A 19,134-nucleotide genomic window follows, 5' to 3' on the forward strand; every position below is an offset into this window, starting at 1 on the left:
ATGCGTCGGCACAAAGCCGGAGCGCCCGCATCTCAGCGTGCATCCTGGGGGCGCAGATGACGATTCTGACCACCGAACGCCTTGTGCTGCGACAACCCGCTGCTGCCGATCTGGAACCCTTCATCGCCTATCTCGGATCGGACCGCATGACCTGGCTTGGCGGCCCGATGGACCGGGCCGAGGCATGGAAGATGGTCGCCGCCGTTATGGGGCACTGGACCATCCACGGCTTTGGCCTTTTCATGCTTGAAACGCGAGAGGGCCGGCTTCTTGGCACGGTCGGACCGCAGTTTCCCGAAGGATGGCCGGAACCGGAGCTTGCCTGGCACATCTTTTCCGCCAGCGACGAAGGCAAGGGCTATGCCGCAGAGGCCGCCCTCGCCGCCCGGCGCCACGCGTTCGACGCCCTCGGCTGGCCGACCGCGGTCAGCTATATCCATCAGGACAACGCACGCTCCGCGGCCCTTGCGCGGCGTCTGGGCGCGATTGCAGACCCCAAGGCCCCGGCCTTCGCACCCGGCTTTGTCACCTGGCGCCACCTGAACGACGGAGGTCCGGCATGACCGAGACGATGGCGGAACGCGCGCAGGCGCTTTTGCAGGGACATCGCGAAAGCATCGACCGTCTGGACGCGATCCTTGTCTACACCCTTGCCGAGCGGTTCAAGCACACGCAGGCGGTGGGTCGGCTCAAGGCGGAACATGACCTGCCGCCCTCGGACCCCGCGCGCGAGGCGCGCCAGATCGAGCGTCTGGAATGGCTTTCGAATGAGGCCGATCTGGACCCCGAATTCGCCCGTAAATTCCTGAACTTCATCATCTCCGAAGTCATCAGGCACCACGAGAAACTTCAGAAATAGGCGGTGTATCCGCCTTCAGGCCAAACCCAAGGAGACTTATCATGGCTATGAAAATCCGTCTTGCCCGCGGCGGCTCCAAAAAGCGCCCGTTCTATGCGATCGTCGCATCGGACTCGCGCATGCCCCGTGACGGCCGCTTTCTTGAAAAGCTGGGCACCTATAACCCGCTGCTGGCCAAGGACAGCGAAGACCGCGTGAAGATGGACATGGAGCGGGTGCAGTTCTGGCTCGACAAGGGCGCACAGCCGACCGACCGCGTCGCACGTTTTCTGGAATCGGCCGGCGCCCTGCCCAAGACCGAGCGCAAGAACCTGAAGAAGGCCGAGCCGGGCAAGAAGGCCCAGCAGCGCGCCAAGGAAAAGGCCGACAAGGCCGCCGCAGCCGCCGAGGCTTCGGAATAATCCCATTGATCGCGGGCGCGCAAATCGCCCGCGATCCGGCTTTCGGGGGTGCAGGTGGCACAGGAACGGGTCTGCGTCGGCGCCATCGCAGGCGCCTTTGGCGTCAGGGGTGAGGTGCGGCTGAAAAGCTTTTGCGCCGAGCCCGGGGCGATTGCCGATTATGCGCCGCTCTGGTCCGAGGACGGGACACGCAGCTTTGGCCTGCGGATCATCCGCGCGATCCCCGGCGGCTTTGCCGCGCGCCTGACAGGCATCGGCACCAAGGAAGAGGCCGACGCCCTGCGGGGCCTCCAGCTTTATGCCGACCGCGACCGCCTGCCTTCGCTGCCCGACGACGAATTCTATCACGCCGATCTGGTGGGGCTGGCCGTATTCGATACGGGCGGTGCGGAAATCGGCCGCGTGCGCGCGATCCACAATCACGGCGCGGGCGATATCCTTGAGATCTTTGCCCCCGGCCGCCGTCACGCGCTGCTTTTACCCTTTACCCGGGCCGTCGTGCCTACGGTCGATCTTGCTGCCGGGCGGATCATCGCGGACCCGCCGGATGAATCCCCCGGGGATGCCGATGACTGACGCGCCAAAGTCCCACGGACGCCTGTCGATCTCGGCCTCGATCAAGCCGCGGGAACTGATGACCGATACGCCCCGGATCAAGGGCGCTTGGACCGCCAGGATCATCACGCTTTTTCCCGAGGCATTTCCCGGAACGCTCGACCTCTCGCTGACCGGCAAGGCGCGGGAACTTGGGCTATGGGCGCTGGAAACCATCGACCTGCGTCCGTTCGGGATCGGGCGGCACAAGAATGTCGATGACACGCCCGCAGGCGGTGGGGCGGGGATGGTGCTGCGTCCGGACGTGGTGGGGGCGGCCCTGGCCGAAGCCGCGACAGGAACCCCCGCCGACCGCACGCGCTGGCCGGTGATCTACCTTTCGCCCCGGGGGCGCCGGTTCGACCAGTCGATGGCGCGGCGCTGGTCGCAGGCCGAGGGGATGACCCTTTTGTGCGGCCGGTTCGAGGGCGTGGACGAACGCGTTCTGGATCATTTCGGCGTGGAAGAGGTGAGCCTTGGCGATTTCGTCCTGACCGGCGGTGAGATCGCCGCTCAGGCCTTGATCGACGCAACCGTTCGCCTTATACCCCGCGTACTCGGGAATCAGGCCTCGACCGAGGAGGAGTCATTCTCCGACGGTCTGCTTGAACACCCGCAATACACCAAGCCCGCCGAGTGGGAGGGCCGAGCGATACCGGAAATTCTCCTTTCCGGGCATCACGGCAAGATAGACGCCTGGCGGCGGGCAATGGCCGAAAGGCTGACCAAGGAAAGACGACCTGATCTCTGGCGGGCATATTGCGCAAGGCGCGGCATGGACCCGATGGACGACCAAGAGCTCTGAGGACGCGCAAACCAGCGGGAACACCCGCGCAACGCAAAGGATATCGCGATGAACCTGATCGCGCAGCTTGAAGCCGAGCAGATCGCAGAGCTCGGCAAGACCATCCCGGATTTCAAGGCCGGCGACACGATCCGCGTCGGCTACAAAGTGACCGAGGGCACCCGGACCCGCGTGCAGAACTACGAAGGCGTCTGCATCGCGCGCAAGGGCGGCGGCATCGCAGCCTCGTTCACCGTGCGCAAGATTTCGTTCGGTGAGGGTGTGGAGCGTGTGTTCCCCCTCTACTCGACGAACATCGACTCGATCGAGGTCGTGCGCCGTGGCCGTGTGCGCCGCGCGAAACTCTACTACCTCCGCGATCGTCGCGGCAAATCGGCCCGTATCGCCGAGGTCACCAACTACAAACCCAAAGCCGAAGCCTGAGGAGCGGGAAGATGAAAAAAGACATTCACCCCGATTACCACGTCATCGACGTAAAAATGACCGACGGCACCGTGGTCCAGATGAAATCCACCTGGGGCAAGGAAGGCGACCAGATGGCGCTGGATATCGACCCCTCCGTGCACCCCGCATGGACCGGCGGTTCGGCCAAGCTGATGGATGCCGGCGGTCGCGTGTCGAAGTTCAAGAACAAATACGCTGGTCTGGGCTTCTGATACCGTCAAATGTGCGCTTCCCCTCCGGGAACACACAACATATAGTGAGGGCGCGTCGGGTCACCGGCGCGCCTTTTCTTTTTGGGCCGGGGTTTGGCGTGGCGCATATCATCGTTGTGGGAAACGAAAAGGGCGGGTCGGGCAAGTCCACCACCTGTATGCATGTGGCCACGGCCCTTGTGCGGTCTGGCTTTCGCGTCGGCGCCATCGACCTCGACCTGCGGCAGCGCAGCTTTGGCCGCTATATCGAGAACCGTACCGCATTTATCGAGCGCGAGGGCAAGGCGCTCCCCCTGCCCGACTACCGGACGCTGCCAGATATCGACGCCGGCGAACTCGCCCCCGGGCAGAATGCCTTTGACCACCGGCTTTCGGCCGTGGTCGAGGAACTCACGCCGGTTTCCGATTTCATCCTGATCGACTGTCCCGGCTCGCATACGCGGCTCAGCCAGGTCGCGCATACGATGGCCGACACGCTGATCACACCGCTGAACGACAGTTTCGTGGACTTCGACCTGCTGGCGCGCATCGACGCCGAAACGGGCAAGGTCAAGGGACCGTCGATCTATTCAGAGATGGTCTGGAGCGCGCGGCAGATGCGGGCGCAGGCGGGGCTGAAGCCGATCGACTGGATCGTCCTGCGCAACCGTCTCGGCGCGCAGCAGATGCACAACAAGAAAAAGGTCGGCAAGGCGCTTGATGAACTGTCGCGCCGGATCGGGTTCCGGGTCGCGGCGGGCTTTACCGAGCGCGTCATCTTCCGAGAGCTTTTCCCCCGCGGCCTGACCCTTCTCGACCTCAAGGATATCGGGATCGAGACGCTCAACCTCTCGAACATCGCCGCCCGGCAAGAGGTGCGCGACCTGATGGGGGAACTTGCGCTGCCCGGCGTCAGGATCGAATTCTAGGCGCCCTTGCGATGCAGTGGCGGCGAAATCTTGCCGCAGCGCAGCACGGGCTTGAACTGGCCCGCTTTTCGGCGCAACCCTAGGCGCACAGATCGACCGGTCGCGTGACGTGGGGGTTCATGATGCGAAAGACGATTCTGCTTACGGGTGGTGCCGGCTATATCGGTTCGCACACCTATGTGGCGCTGTGCGAGGCAGGTTATGACGTGGTCATCCTCGACAATTTCTCCAACGCCCGCGACGATGTGCCGGACCGGCTGGAACTTATCACGGGGCGTCCTGTGACCTTCTTCAAGGGCGATCTGCTTGACCCCGCCGTTCTCGACGCCGTCTTCACAGAACACCGGATCGACGCGGTCGTGCATTTCGCGGCGAAAAAGGCGGTGGGGGAGTCGACCCAGATCCCGCTCGATTACATCGAGGTGAATTGCTCGGGCCTCGTCGCGCTCTTGAAGCGGATGCGCGCCGCGGGCTGCTTCCGCCTGGTCTTTTCTTCTTCGGCGACGGTGTATGGTGAGCCGCGCATCACGCCGATCCCCGAGGAACTGGAACGCGAATACAAAAGCCCCTATGCCTATACCAAGCTGATGGGCGAGCAGATCCTGGAACAGGTCGGCGCCGCGGACCCGCGCTGGTCCTTCGGTGTGCTACGCTATTTCAATCCGGTCGGCGCCCATAGCAGCGGCCTGATCGGCGAGGACCCGAACGGCATCCCGAACAACCTGATGCCCTATATCGCCAAGGTCGCGACGGGCGAGCTTCCGGCGCTCAACGTCTTCGGCAACGACTATGATACGCCCGATGGCACCGGGTTGCGCGATTACATCCATGTCGAGGATCTGGCCCGCGCGCATGTCCTTTCGCTTTCGGCGCTGCTAGAGGAACGGGGACATGTGGTGAATGTCGGCACCGGTCAGGCCTATTCGGTGCTCGACATGCTGCGCGCCTATGAAAAGGCCTGCGGCAAGACCCTGCCCCATGTCTTTGCACCGCGCAGGCCCGGCGACGTGCCCATCCTGCTGGCCCGCGTGGACCGCGCGGCCGAAGTCCTGGGGTTCCGCGCCGAACATGGGCTGGAGGCGATGTGCGCCTCCAGCTGGGCCTGGGTGTCGCGGATGCGGAACAGCGCCGCCGCCTGACCTCAGGTCAGGACGAGCGCGTGGATACCGCCTGCCGTGGTGCCGGTCGTCCGTACGCGGCGAACCCCTACGGGCAGGATCGAGAAATCCGCGACCGCAACCTGCCGGGTCTGCCCCTTGGCGGTGACAACCGAGAGGGTGCCGCCCGTCTCGACATAGAGCGCGACGGCCGTCACCGGCATGTCGTTGCTGTTATGAGTGGAAACCGGAACGATGTCATAGGCAGGCCCGGCAAGCGGCAGGGTGCGGTTCGCAAAGGGGTTCATGGCCATTCTCCTTGGTTCTGAGGGCGGAGCGGCGACCATAGACCGGGCAAGGCTAATGGCGCGTAATGGCACCGTTCGCAGGTCCCGGCGCACACGCAACAGCACGTCAAAAGAAGAAGGCCGCGCGAAATGCACGGCCCCTTCCAGATTCCCGACGCCTCAGTGCCCGAGGATCTGGCTGAGGAACAGTTTCGTCCGTTCCGAGCGGGGGTCGAGAAAGAACTCTTCCGGCTCGTTCTGTTCGACCACCTGCCCCTGATCCATGAAGATGACCCGGTTCGCGACCTGCCGCGCAAAGCCCATCTCATGGGTCACGCAGAGCATCGTCATGCCCTCTTCGGCCAGCTGGATCATGGTGTCCAGCACCTCCTTGATCATCTCGGGGTCGAGGGCCGAGGTCGGTTCGTCGAACAGCATGATACGGGGCCGCATGCAGAGCGCCCGCGCGATCGCCACCCGCTGCTGCTGCCCGCCCGAAAGCTGGCCGGGATATTTCAGCGCCTGTTCCGGGATCTTGACCTTTTCGAGGAAATGCATGGCCGTTTCCTCGGCCTCTTTCTTCGGGATCTGGCGCACGTTGATCGGTGCCAGCGTGCAGTTTTCGAGGATGGTGAGATGCGGGAACAGGTTGAAGTGCTGGAAGACCATCCCGACCTCGGACCGCACCTTGTCGATGTTCTTGAGATCGCTGGTCAGTTCCGTACCGTCGACGATGATCTGGCCCGACTGGTGTTCCTCCAGCCGGTTGATGCAGCGGATCAGGGTCGATTTCCCCGATCCGGAGGGGCCGCAGATCACGATCCGCTCGCCCCGGTTGACGGTCATGTTGATGTCGCGCAGCACATGAAAGCTGCCGTACCACTTGTTCATCGCGCTGATCTGCACCGCGACTTCGGAAGAGACACGCATCGCCTGCCGGTTCACCGGACGATCGACAGTTGCTTCGGGAAGGGCGTCAATCATGGTGGCTCCTTAACGATGGTCGGTTTTCAGCCGCCGCTCCAGATGCTGGGAATAGCGCGACATGCCGAAGCAGAAGATGAAGAACAGAAGGCCGACAAAGATGAACAGCTCCCAGTAGATGCCATTCCAGTTGGTGTCGGCGCGGATGGCGTTCGTCAGGCCCAACGGGTCGAGCAGACCGATGAAGACCACCAGCGTCGTATCCTTGAAGAGCCCGATGAAAGTGTTGACGATCCCGGGGATGGAGATCTTGAGCGCCTGCGGCATGATGATGAGGCGCTGCGCCTTCCAGTAATCGAGCCCCAGCGCATCCGCCGCCTCGTACTGGCCACGCGGCAGCGCCGCGAGCCCGCCCCGGATCACCTCGGCGATATAGGCCGAGGCGAATAGCGTCACCATGATGATCACCCGCAGGATGATGTCAAAGCTCGTCCCGGGCGGCAGGAAGTAGTTGAGCAAGAGCGACGCCGTGAACAGGAGCGTGATCAGCGGCACCCCGCGGATGAACTCGATGAACCCGACGCAGAGCGTCTTGACCAGGAACATGTCCGACTTGCGCCCCAAGGCCAGGATGATGCCCAGCGGCAGCGAGAGCGAAATCCCCGACACCCCGATGACGATCGAGAGCATGAAGCCCCCGAAACGGTCGGACCGCGCCGCGGGAATACCCAGCGGAACGACCGAGTGCAGCCAGGCCGCCAACGGGCCCGCAACGATCATCCACCAGAGGATCGGCGCAAGGAACGTCGCCGTGGAGCCGATGATCGCGTTCACGCCCCGGGTCGCCACCCAGACGCCATAGCCCACGCCAAAGCCCGCCAGCACCATGATCGGGAACCAGATCGAGCCGCCCCACAAGAGCCAGTAGGCGACTGCAGGATAGGCCACCGAGAACCACAGGAGCTGTCGCGGCACCCTGGGGAAGAGCAGCGGCGCCAGCGCCACGAACATCAGGATCAGCGCGAGGTTCGGCCGCCAGTAAAAGGCCTGCGGATAGAACCCGTAGAGAAGTTGGCGCCAGCGGTCGGTAATGACCGCGAAACAGGCGCCCGGCGTTCCGTCAAGGATCTGGCGGCATTCGGCCAGGCTGCCCGCTCTCCAGACAGAGTTGAGAAACCATGGCCCCACATGAACCGCCAGCCAGGCAACAACATAAAGCGACAGGGCCGTGAGGATCGCGTTCAGCCAGCTTGAAAAGAGGTTCGCGCGCAGCCAGCGCACCGCCCCCCGCTCAGCCACTGGAGGCGGCTCCGGATCGAGCATGGTGTCGCGGACGAAGGGGACGGTTTCGGCATGTGTATCGCTCATCTCACCGCTCCTTCAGCCGGACGCGGCTGTTGTAGACGTTCATTGCGGCGGAAATCAGCAGGCTGATGATCAGATAGATCAGCATCATCAACAGCATCGCCTCCAGCTCTCGGCCCGTCTGGTTCAGCGTGATCCCCCCGAGGGTCGAACGCAGGTCCATGTAGCCGACCGCCAGCGCGAGCGAGGTGTTCTTGGTGATGTTGAGGTATTGCGAGATCATCGGCGGAATGATGACGCGCAGCGCCTGCGGCAGGATCACCTTGTTCATCGTGATGTTGGGGCGCAGCCCAAGCGCATAGGCGGCCTCGGTCTGGCCGCGCGATACGGCCATGATGCCCGCGCGGACGATCTCGGCGATGAAGGCGCCCGTGTAGATCGACAGCGCCAGCCACATTGCGATCAGCGAGTTCCGCATATGGATGCCGCCAACAAAGTTGAAGCCCGCAAGCTCCGGGTAGCCGAAGTGAAACCCGAGTGCCCAGAGCAGGACGATCAGCGGCAGAAACAGGACAAGAAGGCTCTTCCACCAGGTCACGGGGCGCTTGCCGGTCGCGTTCTGGATCGCATCCGCATTCCGGATCAGCCAGCGATGCCCCAGAAGCCCCGCGACGATCACCGCGACGATGGCGATCAGATCGATACTGACGAGAAAGAGGCCGAGGTCTATATTCCCGAGGCTGCGGTCGAACAGCGGCTCGGGCGCATAGACGCCGCGATTGGTGATGGCGATCGAATCGAACAGGATCATCGAGGCCGCGGGGTCGTCTCCGCGAAAGGCCGATGGCGCCGGCATGCTTTCCGACATGATCGCGCCGAAAACGAGAATCCAGAGCAGCGTCGGGATGTTGCGGAACGCCTCGACATAGACCGTCATCAGCCGTGCGACGACCCAATTCCCTGAAAGCCGCAGCACGCCGGCGATCACACCGATCACGGTCGCCAGCGCGCAGGACATCACGGCGAGCAGAAGCGTGTTCAAGAGCCCGACCAGCATCGCACGCCCATGGGTGCTGTTGCTGTCATAGGCGATCAGGCGCTGGTTGATATCGTATCCGGCGCGAACACCCAGAAAGCCGTAATTGAAGTCCTTGCCCAGGGCGCGCAGGTTGTTGATCGCGTTGTCGATCAGCCAGGCGGCGCCCGCCATCACGAGAAACAGAACCACCACCTGAATTGTAAGCGACCGGTAGCGCGTATCGTATATGAGCATACTGGGCCGAAAGACGGGCTTCGGCGTATCGGGGATGGTTGTCATCAGTGGCTCCCTGAGCCCAACGGGGGGTTTTGGTCCGGCCTCTCCGGGCCGATTGGTCGAGGGGAAAGCGAAGGGGCGCGCCGTGCTGGCGCGCCCCCTGTCTGTCAGATCACCGGAACGGCATCGCGTAGAGCAGACCGCCCTGGGTCCACTGCGCGTTCAGGCCGCGCGCAAGACCGATCGGGGTTGCTTCGCCGATGTTGGCAGCAAAGATCTCGCCATAGTTGCCGCCGGCTGCAATGGCGCGCTGCGCCCATTCGTTGTCGAGGCGGAACATCGGGCCGAGCTCACCCTCCAGACCCAGAAGACGGTTGATCTCCGGGTTGTCGGTGCCGCGGGCCAGTTCGTCGATGTTCTGCGAGGTGACGCCGTATTCCTCGGCCGCGACCAGCGCAAAAAGCGTCCACATCACGATATCGGACCATTCGTCATCGCCGTGGCGAACCAGCGGGCCAAGCGGTTCCTTGGAGATGACCTCGGGCAGGATGACGTGGCTGTCCGGATCGGCAAAGGTCGCGCGCGTCGAGGCAAGACCCGACACGTCGGTGGTGTAGGCGTCGCAGGCACCGGCCAGATACTGCTGCTGGCCTTCGGCGTTGGTTTCGACCGGCACCGGCTCATAGTTCATGTTGTTGGAGCGGAAGTAATCCGCGAGGTTGAGTTCGGTGGTGGTGCCCGTCTGAATGCAGATCGTCGCGCCATCGAGTTCACGGGCCGAGGACACGCCCAGGTCGCGGCTGACCATGAAGCCCTGACCATCGTAATAGTTCACGCCGGTGAAGGTGAAGCGCAGGTCGACATCGCGCGAGAAGGTCCAGGTGGTGTTCCGCGCCAGCAAATCGATCTCGCCCGACGACAGCGCGGTGAAGCGGGTTTGCCCGGTCGTGGGGACAAAGGTGACGGCCATCGGGTCATTCAGCACGGCTGCGGCGACAGCGCGGCATATGGCGACGTCAAAGCCCTGCCAGACACCGTTCGCATCCGGCGCGGAAAAGCCTGCAAGACCCGTCGACACGCCGCAGCTCAGCTCGCCCCGCGCGCGCACATCGTCGAGCGTCGCGGCCGAGGCAGCGCCCGCTGCGAGGGCTGCTGCGGCGACAGCGCCTGAAAAGACTATCTTCTTCATACTTACCTCTTCCTGATGTTTTTCACCGACGGGCGGCGGTTCATTCCGTCGGGTGATTGGTTCTATGATTGACCGTGAAGGATCAACCCCCACGCTACGTCAGCTTGCAGGAAAGCACATGAAAAGGTCAAGCACAGGGATTGATGCGCTGAAAAATTGCCCGCACGCGGCGCATCTGCTCAAATCCCGTGCGCTTGGCGAGCGAACGCCGGCCCACGGCCTGAACTTCGGTCAGAAGTCGCGCAGAAACCGGAGAAAGAGCGCGGCATCAAGAAACGCCTGCCGCCGGGCATTTGCCACTTCGGTGGCCTCTTCGTCCGCGCCCCACAGCTCTGCCTGCCAGTCCTCGTCGATGCGCGAAAGGTGCCAGGCCGCCTCGGGTTCTTCCCGCCGGTCGAGCACCGCCAGCGCGATCACGAGCGAGCCGGAAATCGCCACGAGGTCATGGAACGCCGCAAGTTCGAAGGGCGAAAGCGCCATGACACGATCCCGAAGCCTCGTCAGCGACGCCTCCGGCTGCGCGACATGGACGATTCCCGCAGTCTGCGCCAAGGGCGCGCCAGCCCCTGCAACCCACTCGAGAAGCGGGCCCCAGCCCGCCTCTTGACGCGCCACCAGTTCCTCTGGCCCCTCGGCCCGATAGCAGATCAGGTCGGTTGCGCCATAAGCGGCCAAAAGATCCGCCACCGCCTCGAATTGCGGCACAACCTTGTCGATGGCCGAGTTGGCGAGGCGGGTAAAGGGCATCGTCTCGGGCCTGATCTCACCGTCCTGCGCGTCCCATTCGGCGGCGATGACCAGGGCGAGCCGTTCCGAAGGCACCTCCAGCAAGGACTTGGCCGGGGTACGCAGCGGGCGTTCATCCAGCAGGATGCGAAAACCCGCATCGCTCGGCATGACCTGCGCCGCGGTCCAGAATCGCTTGCGTTTCCAGCCGCTCATGCCGCGCCCCGCAGCATGTCGTCGATGGCATCGGCAAGTTCGGCATAATCCCGCAGCAACAGGTCGGCGCCGGCGTCCTTCAGCAGATCCTCATTGTGATACCCCCAGGTGACGCCGATGGTCCGCAGCCCCGCCGCGCGCCCCATCTGCATGTCATAGGTCGTGTCGCCGATCATGATGCCGCGGTCCGCCGCCACCCCGGTTTCGCGCAGGCATGATTGCAGCATAGAGGGGTGTGGCTTGGACGGGTGATCGTCGGCGACCTGCCGCGTCACGAAATAGCCGTCCAGCGCATGGGCCGAGAGAAGCCCCGAGAGCCCCCGGCGGGACTTGCCGGTGGCGATGCCCAGCAGGTTGCCGTCCTGCCCATGCAGATGACGCAGCGCATCCAGCGCGCCCGGATAAAGCGCGGGCAAGGCCCCGCCCACCCGCGCCGTCATGAAGTGATGCTTGTAGCCCGCAACGACCGCCTCCACCCCGGCATCCGAGAGATGCGGCGCCAGCGTCCGGACCGCCACCGGCAGCGAAAGCCCCACGATCGACAGAATAGCCGCCCGTGGCGGCGGCGTTTCGGACGCGCCCTCGAACGCCGCGCCCATCGCCGCGACGATCTCATCCTGGCTGTCCACAAGCGTTCCGTCCACGTCAAAGACGATCAGGCGCAGGTCCATTCAAGCCTCTTCAAAAGGATCGGCCGGGACATCCTCGGCCCGCCAGTCGAGCGTTTTCCACGTCCGCTGCATGTGATCGGGCAGCGGTGCGGTGATCGTCAGCATCTCGCCGGTGAAGGGATGGCGAAAGCCGAGCGACCGCGCATGGAGATGCAGCTTGCGGCTGATCTCTCCGCCGAGCTGGGCACCCCAGCCGTCGCCCAGATTCTCCTGCCCTGACCCGCCGTATTTCCCGTCGCCGACGATCGGATGCCCGATCTCTGCCATATGGGCCCGCAACTGATGTGTCCGGCCTGTCACGGGCACCAGCGCCATCCAGGAGACCCGCCGACCGAGCGACGAAAGAACGGCGTAGTCTGTGGTGGCCCGCTTGGCCCCCTCGACATTCGGCACCTCGGCCGGGTGGATGCAGCGCATCTTTTCACCCTCGCCCTTGCCGCCGCCCGGCGCCTTGACCAGCCCGAACCGGACCGTGCCCATCTTTGGGTTCGGCACGCCCGCGACGGCAGCCCAGTAAATCTTGCGCGTGTTGCGGTGGCGAAACGCCTCGGACAAAAGACGGGCAGCGCGCGTCGTGCGGGCGAGGAGCAGGACGCCCGATGTGTCCTTGTCCAGGCGATGAACCAGCACTGGACGTTCGGCCAAACCGAACCGCAGCGCATCGGCAAGCCCGTCCACATGCCGGTTGCCAAGACCGCTTCCACCCTGCGACGGCAGCCCTGCGGGCTTGTTGATCGCGATGATATGTTCGTCGCGGTAAAGAACCGCCGCCTGCATCATCCGTGCGTCGGCATCCGCCACCTTTTCCCGGACAGGCGCCGCGGGCGCCTCTCCCTTCGGAAGCGGGGGCAAGCGCACGACCATGCCGGGGGCAAGCCGACTCGACGCCTTGACGCGCCCGCCATCGACCCGGATCTGACCCGTCCGGCACATCTTTTCCACGGCGCCTTGCGTGACCTGCGGGAACCTGCGCCGCAGCCAGCGGTCGAGACGCTGCTCGCCCTCGTCCGCGGCGACCGTCAATAGCTTTACACCGCTCATCGTCCGTCCTTCATTCGACTGGCGTCCCGTCTCTGGCAGCGGGGGGCCAGTGTCAACCTTTCTGGCGCTGCTCGCGCAGCTTGGCGAAATACTCGACGCGCTTTTTCAACTCCCGCTCATACCCGCGTTCGGGCGGCTGATAGAGAACCGGACGGCGGACCTTGTCGGGAAAATAGTTCTGCCCCGAAAACCCGTCCTCTGCGTCGTGGTCATAGGCATATCCCGCGCCATAGCCCTGCTCCTTCATCAGGCGGGTCGGCGCGTTGAGGATATGTTTCGGGGGTGGCTCGGACCCCGTCTGCCGCGCCAGCGCACGTGCCCCCTTGTAGGCGACGTATCCGGCATTCGACTTGGGCGCGAGCGCGAGATAGACGACCGCCTGCGCAAGCGCCAGTTCCCCCTCGGGGCTTCCCAGCCTCTCATAGGTCTCCCACCCATGGAGGCAGAGCGTCTGCGCCTGCGGGTCGGCCAGGCCAATATCCTCGATCGCCATGCGCACCAGCCTGCGGGCGAGATACCGGGGGTCTTCGCCCCCCTCCAGCATCCGGGCAAACCAGTAGAGCGCCGCGTCCGGGTCCGAGCCCCTGACCGATTTGTGCAGCGCCGAAATGAGGTTGTAATGCTCATCCCCGCTCTTGTCGTATTTGGCGGCTCTCCGCATCAAACGGGCCGAGAGGGTGCCGGCATCCGCAGGCGGCCCGGGCTTCCAGGCCATCACCTGCTCGATCAGGTTCAAAAGCGCGCGCCCGTCCCCGTCCGCCATTTCCAGAAGCGCATCCCGCGCGCCCGGCTCCAGCGGCAGGGCGCGGCCCAGTTCCTGTTCGGCGCGCTGCGCAAGGCGTTCCAGATCCGCAAGCGACAGCCGGTCGAGCACGATGACCTGCGCCCGCGACAGAAGCGCGGCATTGAGCTCGAAGGACGGATTCTCGGTGGTTGCGCCGACCAGCAGGATCGTCCCATCCTCCATATGCGGCAGAAACCCGTCCTGCTGCGCCTTGTTGAAGCGATGGATCTCATCCACGAACAAGAGCGTCCCTTGCCCGTTCCGGTGGCGCAGGCGCGCCGCCTCGAAGACCTTGCGAAGCTCCGGCACGCCGGTAAAGATCGCGCTGATCTGGACAAAGGCCAGCTTCGTCTCGGCAGCCAGCAGCCGCGCGATCGTCGTCTTGCCCACCCCCGGCGGCCCCCAGAGGATCAGGGAAGACAGGCTTTGCCCGGCCAGCATCGAACCTAGCGGGCCATCCGGCGACAGAACCTTTTCCTGCCCGATGACCTCGGCCAGTCGCGCAGGCCGCAGCCTGTCGGCAAGCGGGCGCGGACCTGCGGCGGCCGCGTCTGTCTGCTTGTCCTGCGGTGTCTGGTCAAAAAGGTCGGGCATGGGCTGAACTTAGTATCGGGGCCGCCGTGGGAAAAGCATCAAACGAAAAAGCCCGCCTTTCGGCGGGCTTTGCGCAGGGCCATGGGCCGGGATCACTCCTCGGCAAATTCCTCGGCGGCGACGCGGGCCTTGTCGCCTGCGCCCTTTGCGTTCAGGTCGCGGTCAACGAACTCGATGATCGCCATCGGAGCCATGTCGCCATAGCGGAACCCGGCCTTCAGCACCCGGACATAGCCGCCCTGACGATCCTTGTAGCGGGGCCCGAGGACCTCGAACAGCTTGGCGACATAAGCGTCCTGCTTGAGCTGCGAGGCCGCCTGACGGCGCGCATGCAGGTCGCCACGCTTGCCAAGCGTGATCAGCTTTTCGATGATCGGACGCAGTTCCTTCGCCTTGGGAAGTGTCGTCTTGATCTGTTCATGCTCGATGAGCGAGCCGGCCATGTTGGCGAACAGCGCCTTGCGATGTTCATGGGTCCGGTTGAGGCGGCGGTATCCGCGGGCGTGACGCATCTGAATTCTCCTTGCACGTCTGTTGCTTTGTCCGGTGGGCCTCGTCTCCGGCGCCACTCACCTTGGGGCAGATGCCCAGTCATTCCCCGGCAGCCCGGGCATTCCGGGGGCACCTGGGGCGCCCCCTGATCTTTCAGAACTGGTCTTCGTAGCGCTTGGCCAGGTCTTCGATGTTCTCCGGCGGCCAATCCTCGACATCCATGCCAAGGTGCAGGCCCATGCCGGACAGAACCTCCTTGATCTCGTTCAGCGACTTGCGGCCAAAGTTCGGGGTCCGCAGCATCTCTGCCTCGGTTTTCTGAATCAGATCGCCGATATAGACGATGTTGTCGTTCTTGAGGCAGTTCGCCGAACGCACCGAAAGCTCCAGCTCGTCGACCTTCTTGAGGAGGAGCGGGTTGAACTCCAGCCCGTCGTCGTCGGACTGGGCCGTCGCGCTTTCGGGTTCCTCGAAGTTGACGAAGACCTGCAGCTGATCCTGCAGGATGCGCGCGGCATAGGCCACGGCGTCATCCGGCGTGATCGAACCGTCGGTCTCGATCTTGAGCGTCAGCTTGTCGTAATCGAGCACCTGACCTTCACGGGTCGGCTGCACGTCATAGCTGACCTTGCGCACCGGCGAATAGATCGCATCGATCGGGATAAGACCGATGGGCGCATCCTCGGGGCGGTTCTTGTCGGCGGGGACATAGCCCTTGCCGGTGTTGACCGTAAGCTCGATGAAGAGCTCTGCACCCTCGTCCAGATGGCAGATCACGTGGTCCTTGTTCAGGACCTCAATGCCATTGCTTTCCGAAATGTCGCCCGCCGTCACGAGACCCGGGCCGCGCGCGGAAATCGACAGCCGCTTCGGCCCCTCGACTTCCATGCGGATCGCGACGCCCTTGAGGTTCAGGACGATGTCGGTCACGTCCTCGCGGACGCCTGCGATGCTCGAAAACTCGTGCAGGACGTTGTCGATCTGCACCGAGGTGATGGCGGCGCCCTGCAGCGACGACAGCAGCACACGACGGAGCGCATTGCCGAGTGTCAGACCAAAGCCGCGCTCCAGCGGCTCGGCGATGACGGTCGCGACGCGCGAAGGGTCGGCACCCGGCCGCACCATCAATTGCGTCGGCTTAATGAGTTCCTGCCAGTTTTTGTGGATCATGCCTGTCGCCTCCATACCTGTCCTTGGCCCATGTCCCAAGCCAAAGACGCCCGAGGATCAAATGACGTAACCGGGCCGCGCAAGGAACTCGCGCGGCCCGGCAGAATTTCGCAGACTCAGACCCGGCGACGTTTCGGCGGGCGGCAGCCGTTATGCGCGATCGGCGTCACATCGCGGATCGCCGTGATGTTGAAACCGGCGGCAGCCAGGGCGCGCAGTGCAGACTCGCGGCCCGAACCGGGGCCCTGCACCTCGACCTCAAGGGTCTTGACGCCATGTTCCTGCGCCTTGCGGCCTGCATCCTCGGCAGCCATCTGCGCCGCGTAGGGCGTCGATTTCCGCGAGCCCTTGAAGCCCATGGTGCCGGCCGACGACCAGGAGATCGCGTTGCCCTGCACGTCCGAAATCAGGATCTTGGTGTTGTTGAAGGACGAATTCACATGCGCCACACCTGCGGCGATGTTCTTGCGTTCCTTGCGCTTGATACGGGTTTTATCGCGTGCCATGTCTCAGCGCTCCCTTACTTCTTCTTGCCGGCGATCGGCTTCGCGGGGCCTTTGCGGGTCCGCGCGTTGGTGTGCGTACGCTGACCGCGCACAGGGAGGTTGCGACGATGGCGCAGCCCGCGGTAGGAACCGAGGTCCATCAGGCGCTTGATGTTCATCTGCACTTCGCGGCGCAGGTCGCCTTCGACGGTAAAGTTCGCGTCGATATGTTCACGGATCGAGAGAACCTCGGAATCCGAAAGCTCGTTCACGCGACGGGTTGCGTCGATGCCGACCGCTTCACAGATCTTGCGGGCCGAATCCGGTCCGATACCGTGGATATAGGTCAGGGCGATGGGGACGCGTTTCCCCGTCGGAATGTTTACGCCAGCAATACGTGCCACGCGGGCCTTCCTTTCGTTGCGGTTCCGTAGCGCCGGAACCTTTTTTCACAACGCGACCCAGGGACGAACCGAGGGGCGGGTTCTTTTATCAACAAGAAATCAGCCCCGGTTGATCCGGGTGATTCCAATTCGAGAGGGTCTGCTAGAGCGTTTTACCCACCGCGTCAAGGGCGGCGGGTAAAACGCGATCATGCATCCAGAATGGCCGCGACAGAGGCCGCCACGTCATCGACCGGGGCAAGCCCGTCGACGCCCCGCAAAAGCCCCTTGGCATAGTAGTAACCAAGAAGCGGCGAGGTCTTCTTGTAATACTCCATCAGGCGCTGGCGAAGGCTTTCCTCATTGTCATCGGCGCGGCGGCGCAGATCGGTCGAGCCACAGACATCGCAAACGCCCGGAACGCGCGTGGGCTTGGTCACGTCGTGATAAACCTCGCCGCAATTGCCGCAGGTAAAGCGCCCCGTGATCCGCGCGACCAGCGCCGCGTCATCCACGCGCATCTCGATCGCCGCATGAAGGTTCTGCCCCATCCGCGCCAAAAGCGCGTCGAGCGCATCCGCCTGCGCGAGCGTCCGGGGAAACCCGTCGAAGATAAAGCCGCCGGCTGTCTCTCCGGCCAGTTTCTCCTCGATCAGCCCGATGACGATCTCATCGGTGACAAGCTCACCCCGGTCCATCACCTCGGCGACGCGGCGGCCCATTTCGGTGCCGCTTGTCCGCGCCTCGCGCAGCATGTCCCCGGTCGAGAGCTGGACCATTCCGCGACCATCGACCAGACGCCGCGCCTGCGTGCCCTTGCCGGCCCCCGGTGGGCCAAGAAGAATGATGTTCATCGACGCGCCGGTGCCTTCCTGCCACCCCGTTTCTTGCCGCGCAGTTGCGACCGCTCCAGCAGGCCCTCATACTGATGGGCCAGAAGATGCGACTGCACCTGGTTGATCGTGTCCATCGTCACCGAGACGACGATCAGGACCGAGGTGCCGCCGAAATAGAACGGGACCGCAAGCTGGCTGCGCAGCACCTCGGGCAGCAGACAGACAAGCGCCAGATAGCCCGCCCCGACCACGAGGATACGGTTGACCACATAATCGAGGTATTCCTCGGTCCGCTTGCCGGGCCGGATGCCCGGGATGAAGCCGTTCTGGTTCTTCAGGTTCTCGGCCACGTCCTCGGTCTTGAAGGCGACGTTCGCGGTATAGAAATACGCGAAGAAGACGATCATCGCCGTGAAGAACAGCAGGTAGAGCGGCTGCCCCGGCCCGAAATAGGCCATGATCGTCGACATCACAGGCCCGGTCTGCGCACCCGAGAAGGTCGAGATCGTGGTCGGCAACAAAAGCAGCGACGACGCAAAGATCGCCGGGATAACGCCTGCGGGGTTGACCTTGATCGGCAGATGCGAGGACCCGCCGTCATAGACCTTCATCCCGACCTGACGGCGCGGATACTGGATATGGATCTTGCGCAGCGCCCGTTCCATGAAAACGACAAAGGCGATGGTCACGATCACCATGACGATCACGCCGATGATGACGGCCGGGCTGATCGCGCCGGACCGGCCCTGGCTGAAGAACTGCGCCAGCGCCGCAGGAATTTCCGCGATGATGCCGACAAAGATAATAAGGGAGATGCCGTTGCCGATGCCCCGCGCGGTGATCTGTTCGCCCAGCCACATCAGGAACATCGTCCCGCCGACCAGGGTGATCACCACCGAGACGCGGAAGAAAAGCCCCGGGTCATGGGCGAGGTCCCCCGCCTCAAGGCTGACCGCAAGCCCCCAGGCCTGAAAGAGCGCCAGGAACACCGTGCCGTAGCGCGTATACTGGTTGATCTTCTTGCGCCCGGCCTCGCCCTCTTTCTTGAGCTGCTGAAGCGAGGGAACCATGGCCGTCATCAGCTGCACGATGATCGAGGCCGAGATGTAGGGCATGATCCCCAGCGCGAAGATCCCCATCCGGCTGATCGCGCCCCCGGTGAACATGTTCAGCATCCCGCCGATCCCGGCGGCAGCCTCATCCATGAACTCGCGCAACGCGAGACCGTCGATACCCGGAACCGGAATATAGGTTCCGATCCGGTAGACGATCAGAAGTCCGAGCGTGAAGAAAATTCGGTGGCGCAGGTCGGTTGCCTTGGCGAAGGCGCCCCAACTCGTGTTCGCCGCCATTTGCTCTGCAGCAGATGCCATGCCCTGTCTCTTTCATGACAGCACCGCCGATCCGTCTTCCGGGTCGGCGGCGCAGGAAAACTCCGGTCCTGATGTAAGCGGGC

24 protein-coding genes are annotated in these 19,134 nt (G+C 63.8%); 9 read left to right on the forward strand and 15 right to left on the reverse strand.

The features are described 5' to 3' along the window. The first annotated feature begins 56 nt into the window (after positions 1-56). From ACFSGJ_RS05100 to galE, 9 genes are all read left to right on the forward strand, one after another. The gene (locus ACFSGJ_RS05100; protein WP_390259918.1) at positions 57-563 is read left to right on the forward strand and encodes a GNAT family N-acetyltransferase; all 507 of its coding nucleotides are present in this window, start codon (positions 57-59) and stop codon (positions 561-563) included. Then, entirely contained in the window at positions 560-859 is a 300-nt protein-coding gene (locus tag ACFSGJ_RS05105; RefSeq protein ID WP_390259919.1) for a chorismate mutase, read from the forward strand. The genes ACFSGJ_RS05100 and ACFSGJ_RS05105 overlap by 4 nt, the downstream gene beginning before the upstream one ends. Before the next feature lie 41 nt (positions 860-900). Then, positions 901-1,260 carry a 30S ribosomal protein S16 gene (gene rpsP, locus ACFSGJ_RS05110; protein ID WP_390259920.1) on the forward strand — a complete coding sequence of 120 codons (360 nt, stop codon included), beginning with the start codon at positions 901-903 and terminating at the stop codon, positions 1,258-1,260. 54 nt (positions 1,261-1,314) lie between these two features. Then, on the forward strand, positions 1,315-1,836 hold the full coding sequence (rimM, locus tag ACFSGJ_RS05115) for a ribosome maturation factor RimM (protein WP_390259921.1): 522 nt from the start codon (positions 1,315-1,317) through the stop codon (positions 1,834-1,836). Further along, the gene (gene trmD / locus ACFSGJ_RS05120) at positions 1,829-2,659 is read left to right on the forward strand and encodes a tRNA (guanosine(37)-N1)-methyltransferase TrmD (protein ID WP_390259922.1); all 831 of its coding nucleotides are present in this window, start codon (positions 1,829-1,831) and stop codon (positions 2,657-2,659) included. Before rimM ends, trmD begins: the two co-directional genes overlap by 8 nt. Before the next feature lie 48 nt (positions 2,660-2,707). After that, positions 2,708-3,082, forward strand: a complete 375-nt coding sequence (gene rplS / locus ACFSGJ_RS05125) for a 50S ribosomal protein L19 (protein WP_390259923.1) — start codon at positions 2,708-2,710, stop codon at positions 3,080-3,082. An 11-nt stretch (positions 3,083-3,093) separates the two neighbouring features. Continuing rightward, positions 3,094-3,315 (forward strand): 50S ribosomal protein L31, encoded by a 222-nt coding sequence (gene rpmE, locus ACFSGJ_RS05130; RefSeq protein ID WP_390259924.1) that lies wholly within the window; start codon positions 3,094-3,096, stop codon positions 3,313-3,315. 98 nt (positions 3,316-3,413) lie between these two features. Beyond that, positions 3,414-4,223, forward strand: coding sequence for a division plane positioning ATPase MipZ (locus ACFSGJ_RS05135; RefSeq protein ID WP_390259925.1), 810 nt, complete (start codon positions 3,414-3,416; stop codon positions 4,221-4,223). A gap of 122 nt (positions 4,224-4,345) precedes the next feature. Then, positions 4,346-5,362: a UDP-glucose 4-epimerase GalE gene (galE, locus tag ACFSGJ_RS05140; protein WP_390259926.1), complete on the forward strand. Its 1,017-nt coding sequence runs from the start codon at positions 4,346-4,348 to the stop codon at positions 5,360-5,362. A gap of 2 nt (positions 5,363-5,364) precedes the next feature. Here the strand turns inward: galE and ACFSGJ_RS05145 are convergent, their stop codons facing one another. The 15 genes from ACFSGJ_RS05145 to secY all read right to left on the reverse strand — a co-directional run bounded on the left by ACFSGJ_RS05145 (position 5,365) and on the right by secY (position 19,051). Beyond that, entirely contained in the window at positions 5,365-5,628 is a 264-nt protein-coding gene (locus tag ACFSGJ_RS05145) for a spike base protein, RCAP_Rcc01079 family (protein ID WP_390259927.1), read from the reverse strand. A gap of 159 nt (positions 5,629-5,787) precedes the next feature. Continuing rightward, the gene (locus tag ACFSGJ_RS05150; protein WP_390259928.1) at positions 5,788-6,591 is read right to left on the reverse strand and encodes an amino acid ABC transporter ATP-binding protein; all 804 of its coding nucleotides are present in this window, start codon (positions 6,589-6,591) and stop codon (positions 5,788-5,790) included. Between the two features lie 9 nt (positions 6,592-6,600). After that, positions 6,601-7,899 carry an amino acid ABC transporter permease gene (locus tag ACFSGJ_RS05155; protein ID WP_390259929.1) on the reverse strand — a complete coding sequence of 433 codons (1,299 nt, stop codon included), beginning with the start codon at positions 7,897-7,899 and terminating at the stop codon, positions 6,601-6,603. Position 7,900: 1 nt separating this feature from the next. Next, positions 7,901-9,154, reverse strand: a complete 1,254-nt coding sequence (locus ACFSGJ_RS05160) for an amino acid ABC transporter permease (protein WP_390259930.1) — start codon at positions 9,152-9,154, stop codon at positions 7,901-7,903. A 109-nt stretch (positions 9,155-9,263) separates the two neighbouring features. Further along, the gene (locus tag ACFSGJ_RS05165) at positions 9,264-10,280 is read right to left on the reverse strand and encodes an amino acid ABC transporter substrate-binding protein (RefSeq protein WP_390259931.1); all 1,017 of its coding nucleotides are present in this window, start codon (positions 10,278-10,280) and stop codon (positions 9,264-9,266) included. 231 nt (positions 10,281-10,511) lie between these two features. After that, a complete protein-coding gene (locus ACFSGJ_RS05170) occupies positions 10,512-11,222 on the reverse strand; it encodes an ATP12 family chaperone protein (RefSeq protein ID WP_390259932.1) in 711 nt (236 codons plus the stop codon). Continuing rightward, complete coding sequence (locus tag ACFSGJ_RS05175; RefSeq protein WP_390259933.1) at positions 11,219-11,893, reverse strand: HAD-IA family hydrolase; 675 nt, start codon at positions 11,891-11,893, stop codon at positions 11,219-11,221. Before ACFSGJ_RS05175 ends, ACFSGJ_RS05170 begins: the two co-directional genes overlap by 4 nt. Beyond that, positions 11,894-12,934 carry an RluA family pseudouridine synthase gene (locus ACFSGJ_RS05180; RefSeq protein ID WP_390259934.1) on the reverse strand — a complete coding sequence of 347 codons (1,041 nt, stop codon included), beginning with the start codon at positions 12,932-12,934 and terminating at the stop codon, positions 11,894-11,896. 52 nt (positions 12,935-12,986) lie between these two features. Continuing rightward, the gene (locus ACFSGJ_RS05185; protein ID WP_390259935.1) at positions 12,987-14,312 is read right to left on the reverse strand and encodes a replication-associated recombination protein A; all 1,326 of its coding nucleotides are present in this window, start codon (positions 14,310-14,312) and stop codon (positions 12,987-12,989) included. Between the two features lie 92 nt (positions 14,313-14,404). Continuing rightward, positions 14,405-14,824: a 50S ribosomal protein L17 gene (gene rplQ / locus ACFSGJ_RS05190; protein ID WP_390259936.1), complete on the reverse strand. Its 420-nt coding sequence runs from the start codon at positions 14,822-14,824 to the stop codon at positions 14,405-14,407. A gap of 133 nt (positions 14,825-14,957) precedes the next feature. Then, positions 14,958-15,974 carry a DNA-directed RNA polymerase subunit alpha gene (locus tag ACFSGJ_RS05195; protein WP_390259937.1) on the reverse strand — a complete coding sequence of 339 codons (1,017 nt, stop codon included), beginning with the start codon at positions 15,972-15,974 and terminating at the stop codon, positions 14,958-14,960. Between the two features lie 116 nt (positions 15,975-16,090). Continuing rightward, positions 16,091-16,480, reverse strand: coding sequence for a 30S ribosomal protein S11 (gene rpsK, locus ACFSGJ_RS05200; RefSeq protein ID WP_390259938.1), 390 nt, complete (start codon positions 16,478-16,480; stop codon positions 16,091-16,093). A 14-nt stretch (positions 16,481-16,494) separates the two neighbouring features. Then, positions 16,495-16,863 (reverse strand): 30S ribosomal protein S13, encoded by a 369-nt coding sequence (gene rpsM / locus ACFSGJ_RS05205; RefSeq protein ID WP_390259939.1) that lies wholly within the window; start codon positions 16,861-16,863, stop codon positions 16,495-16,497. Between the two features lie 188 nt (positions 16,864-17,051). Further along, entirely contained in the window at positions 17,052-17,696 is a 645-nt protein-coding gene (locus tag ACFSGJ_RS05210) for an adenylate kinase (RefSeq protein WP_390259940.1), read from the reverse strand. Further along, entirely contained in the window at positions 17,693-19,051 is a 1,359-nt protein-coding gene (gene secY / locus ACFSGJ_RS05215; protein ID WP_390259941.1) for a preprotein translocase subunit SecY, read from the reverse strand. Before secY ends, ACFSGJ_RS05210 begins: the two co-directional genes overlap by 4 nt. Between the last annotated feature and the right edge of the window lie 83 nt (positions 19,052-19,134).

Source organism: Halodurantibacterium flavum (genome assembly GCF_042681825.1).
Classification (GTDB): domain Bacteria; phylum Pseudomonadota; class Alphaproteobacteria; order Rhodobacterales; family Rhodobacteraceae; genus Halodurantibacterium; species Halodurantibacterium flavum.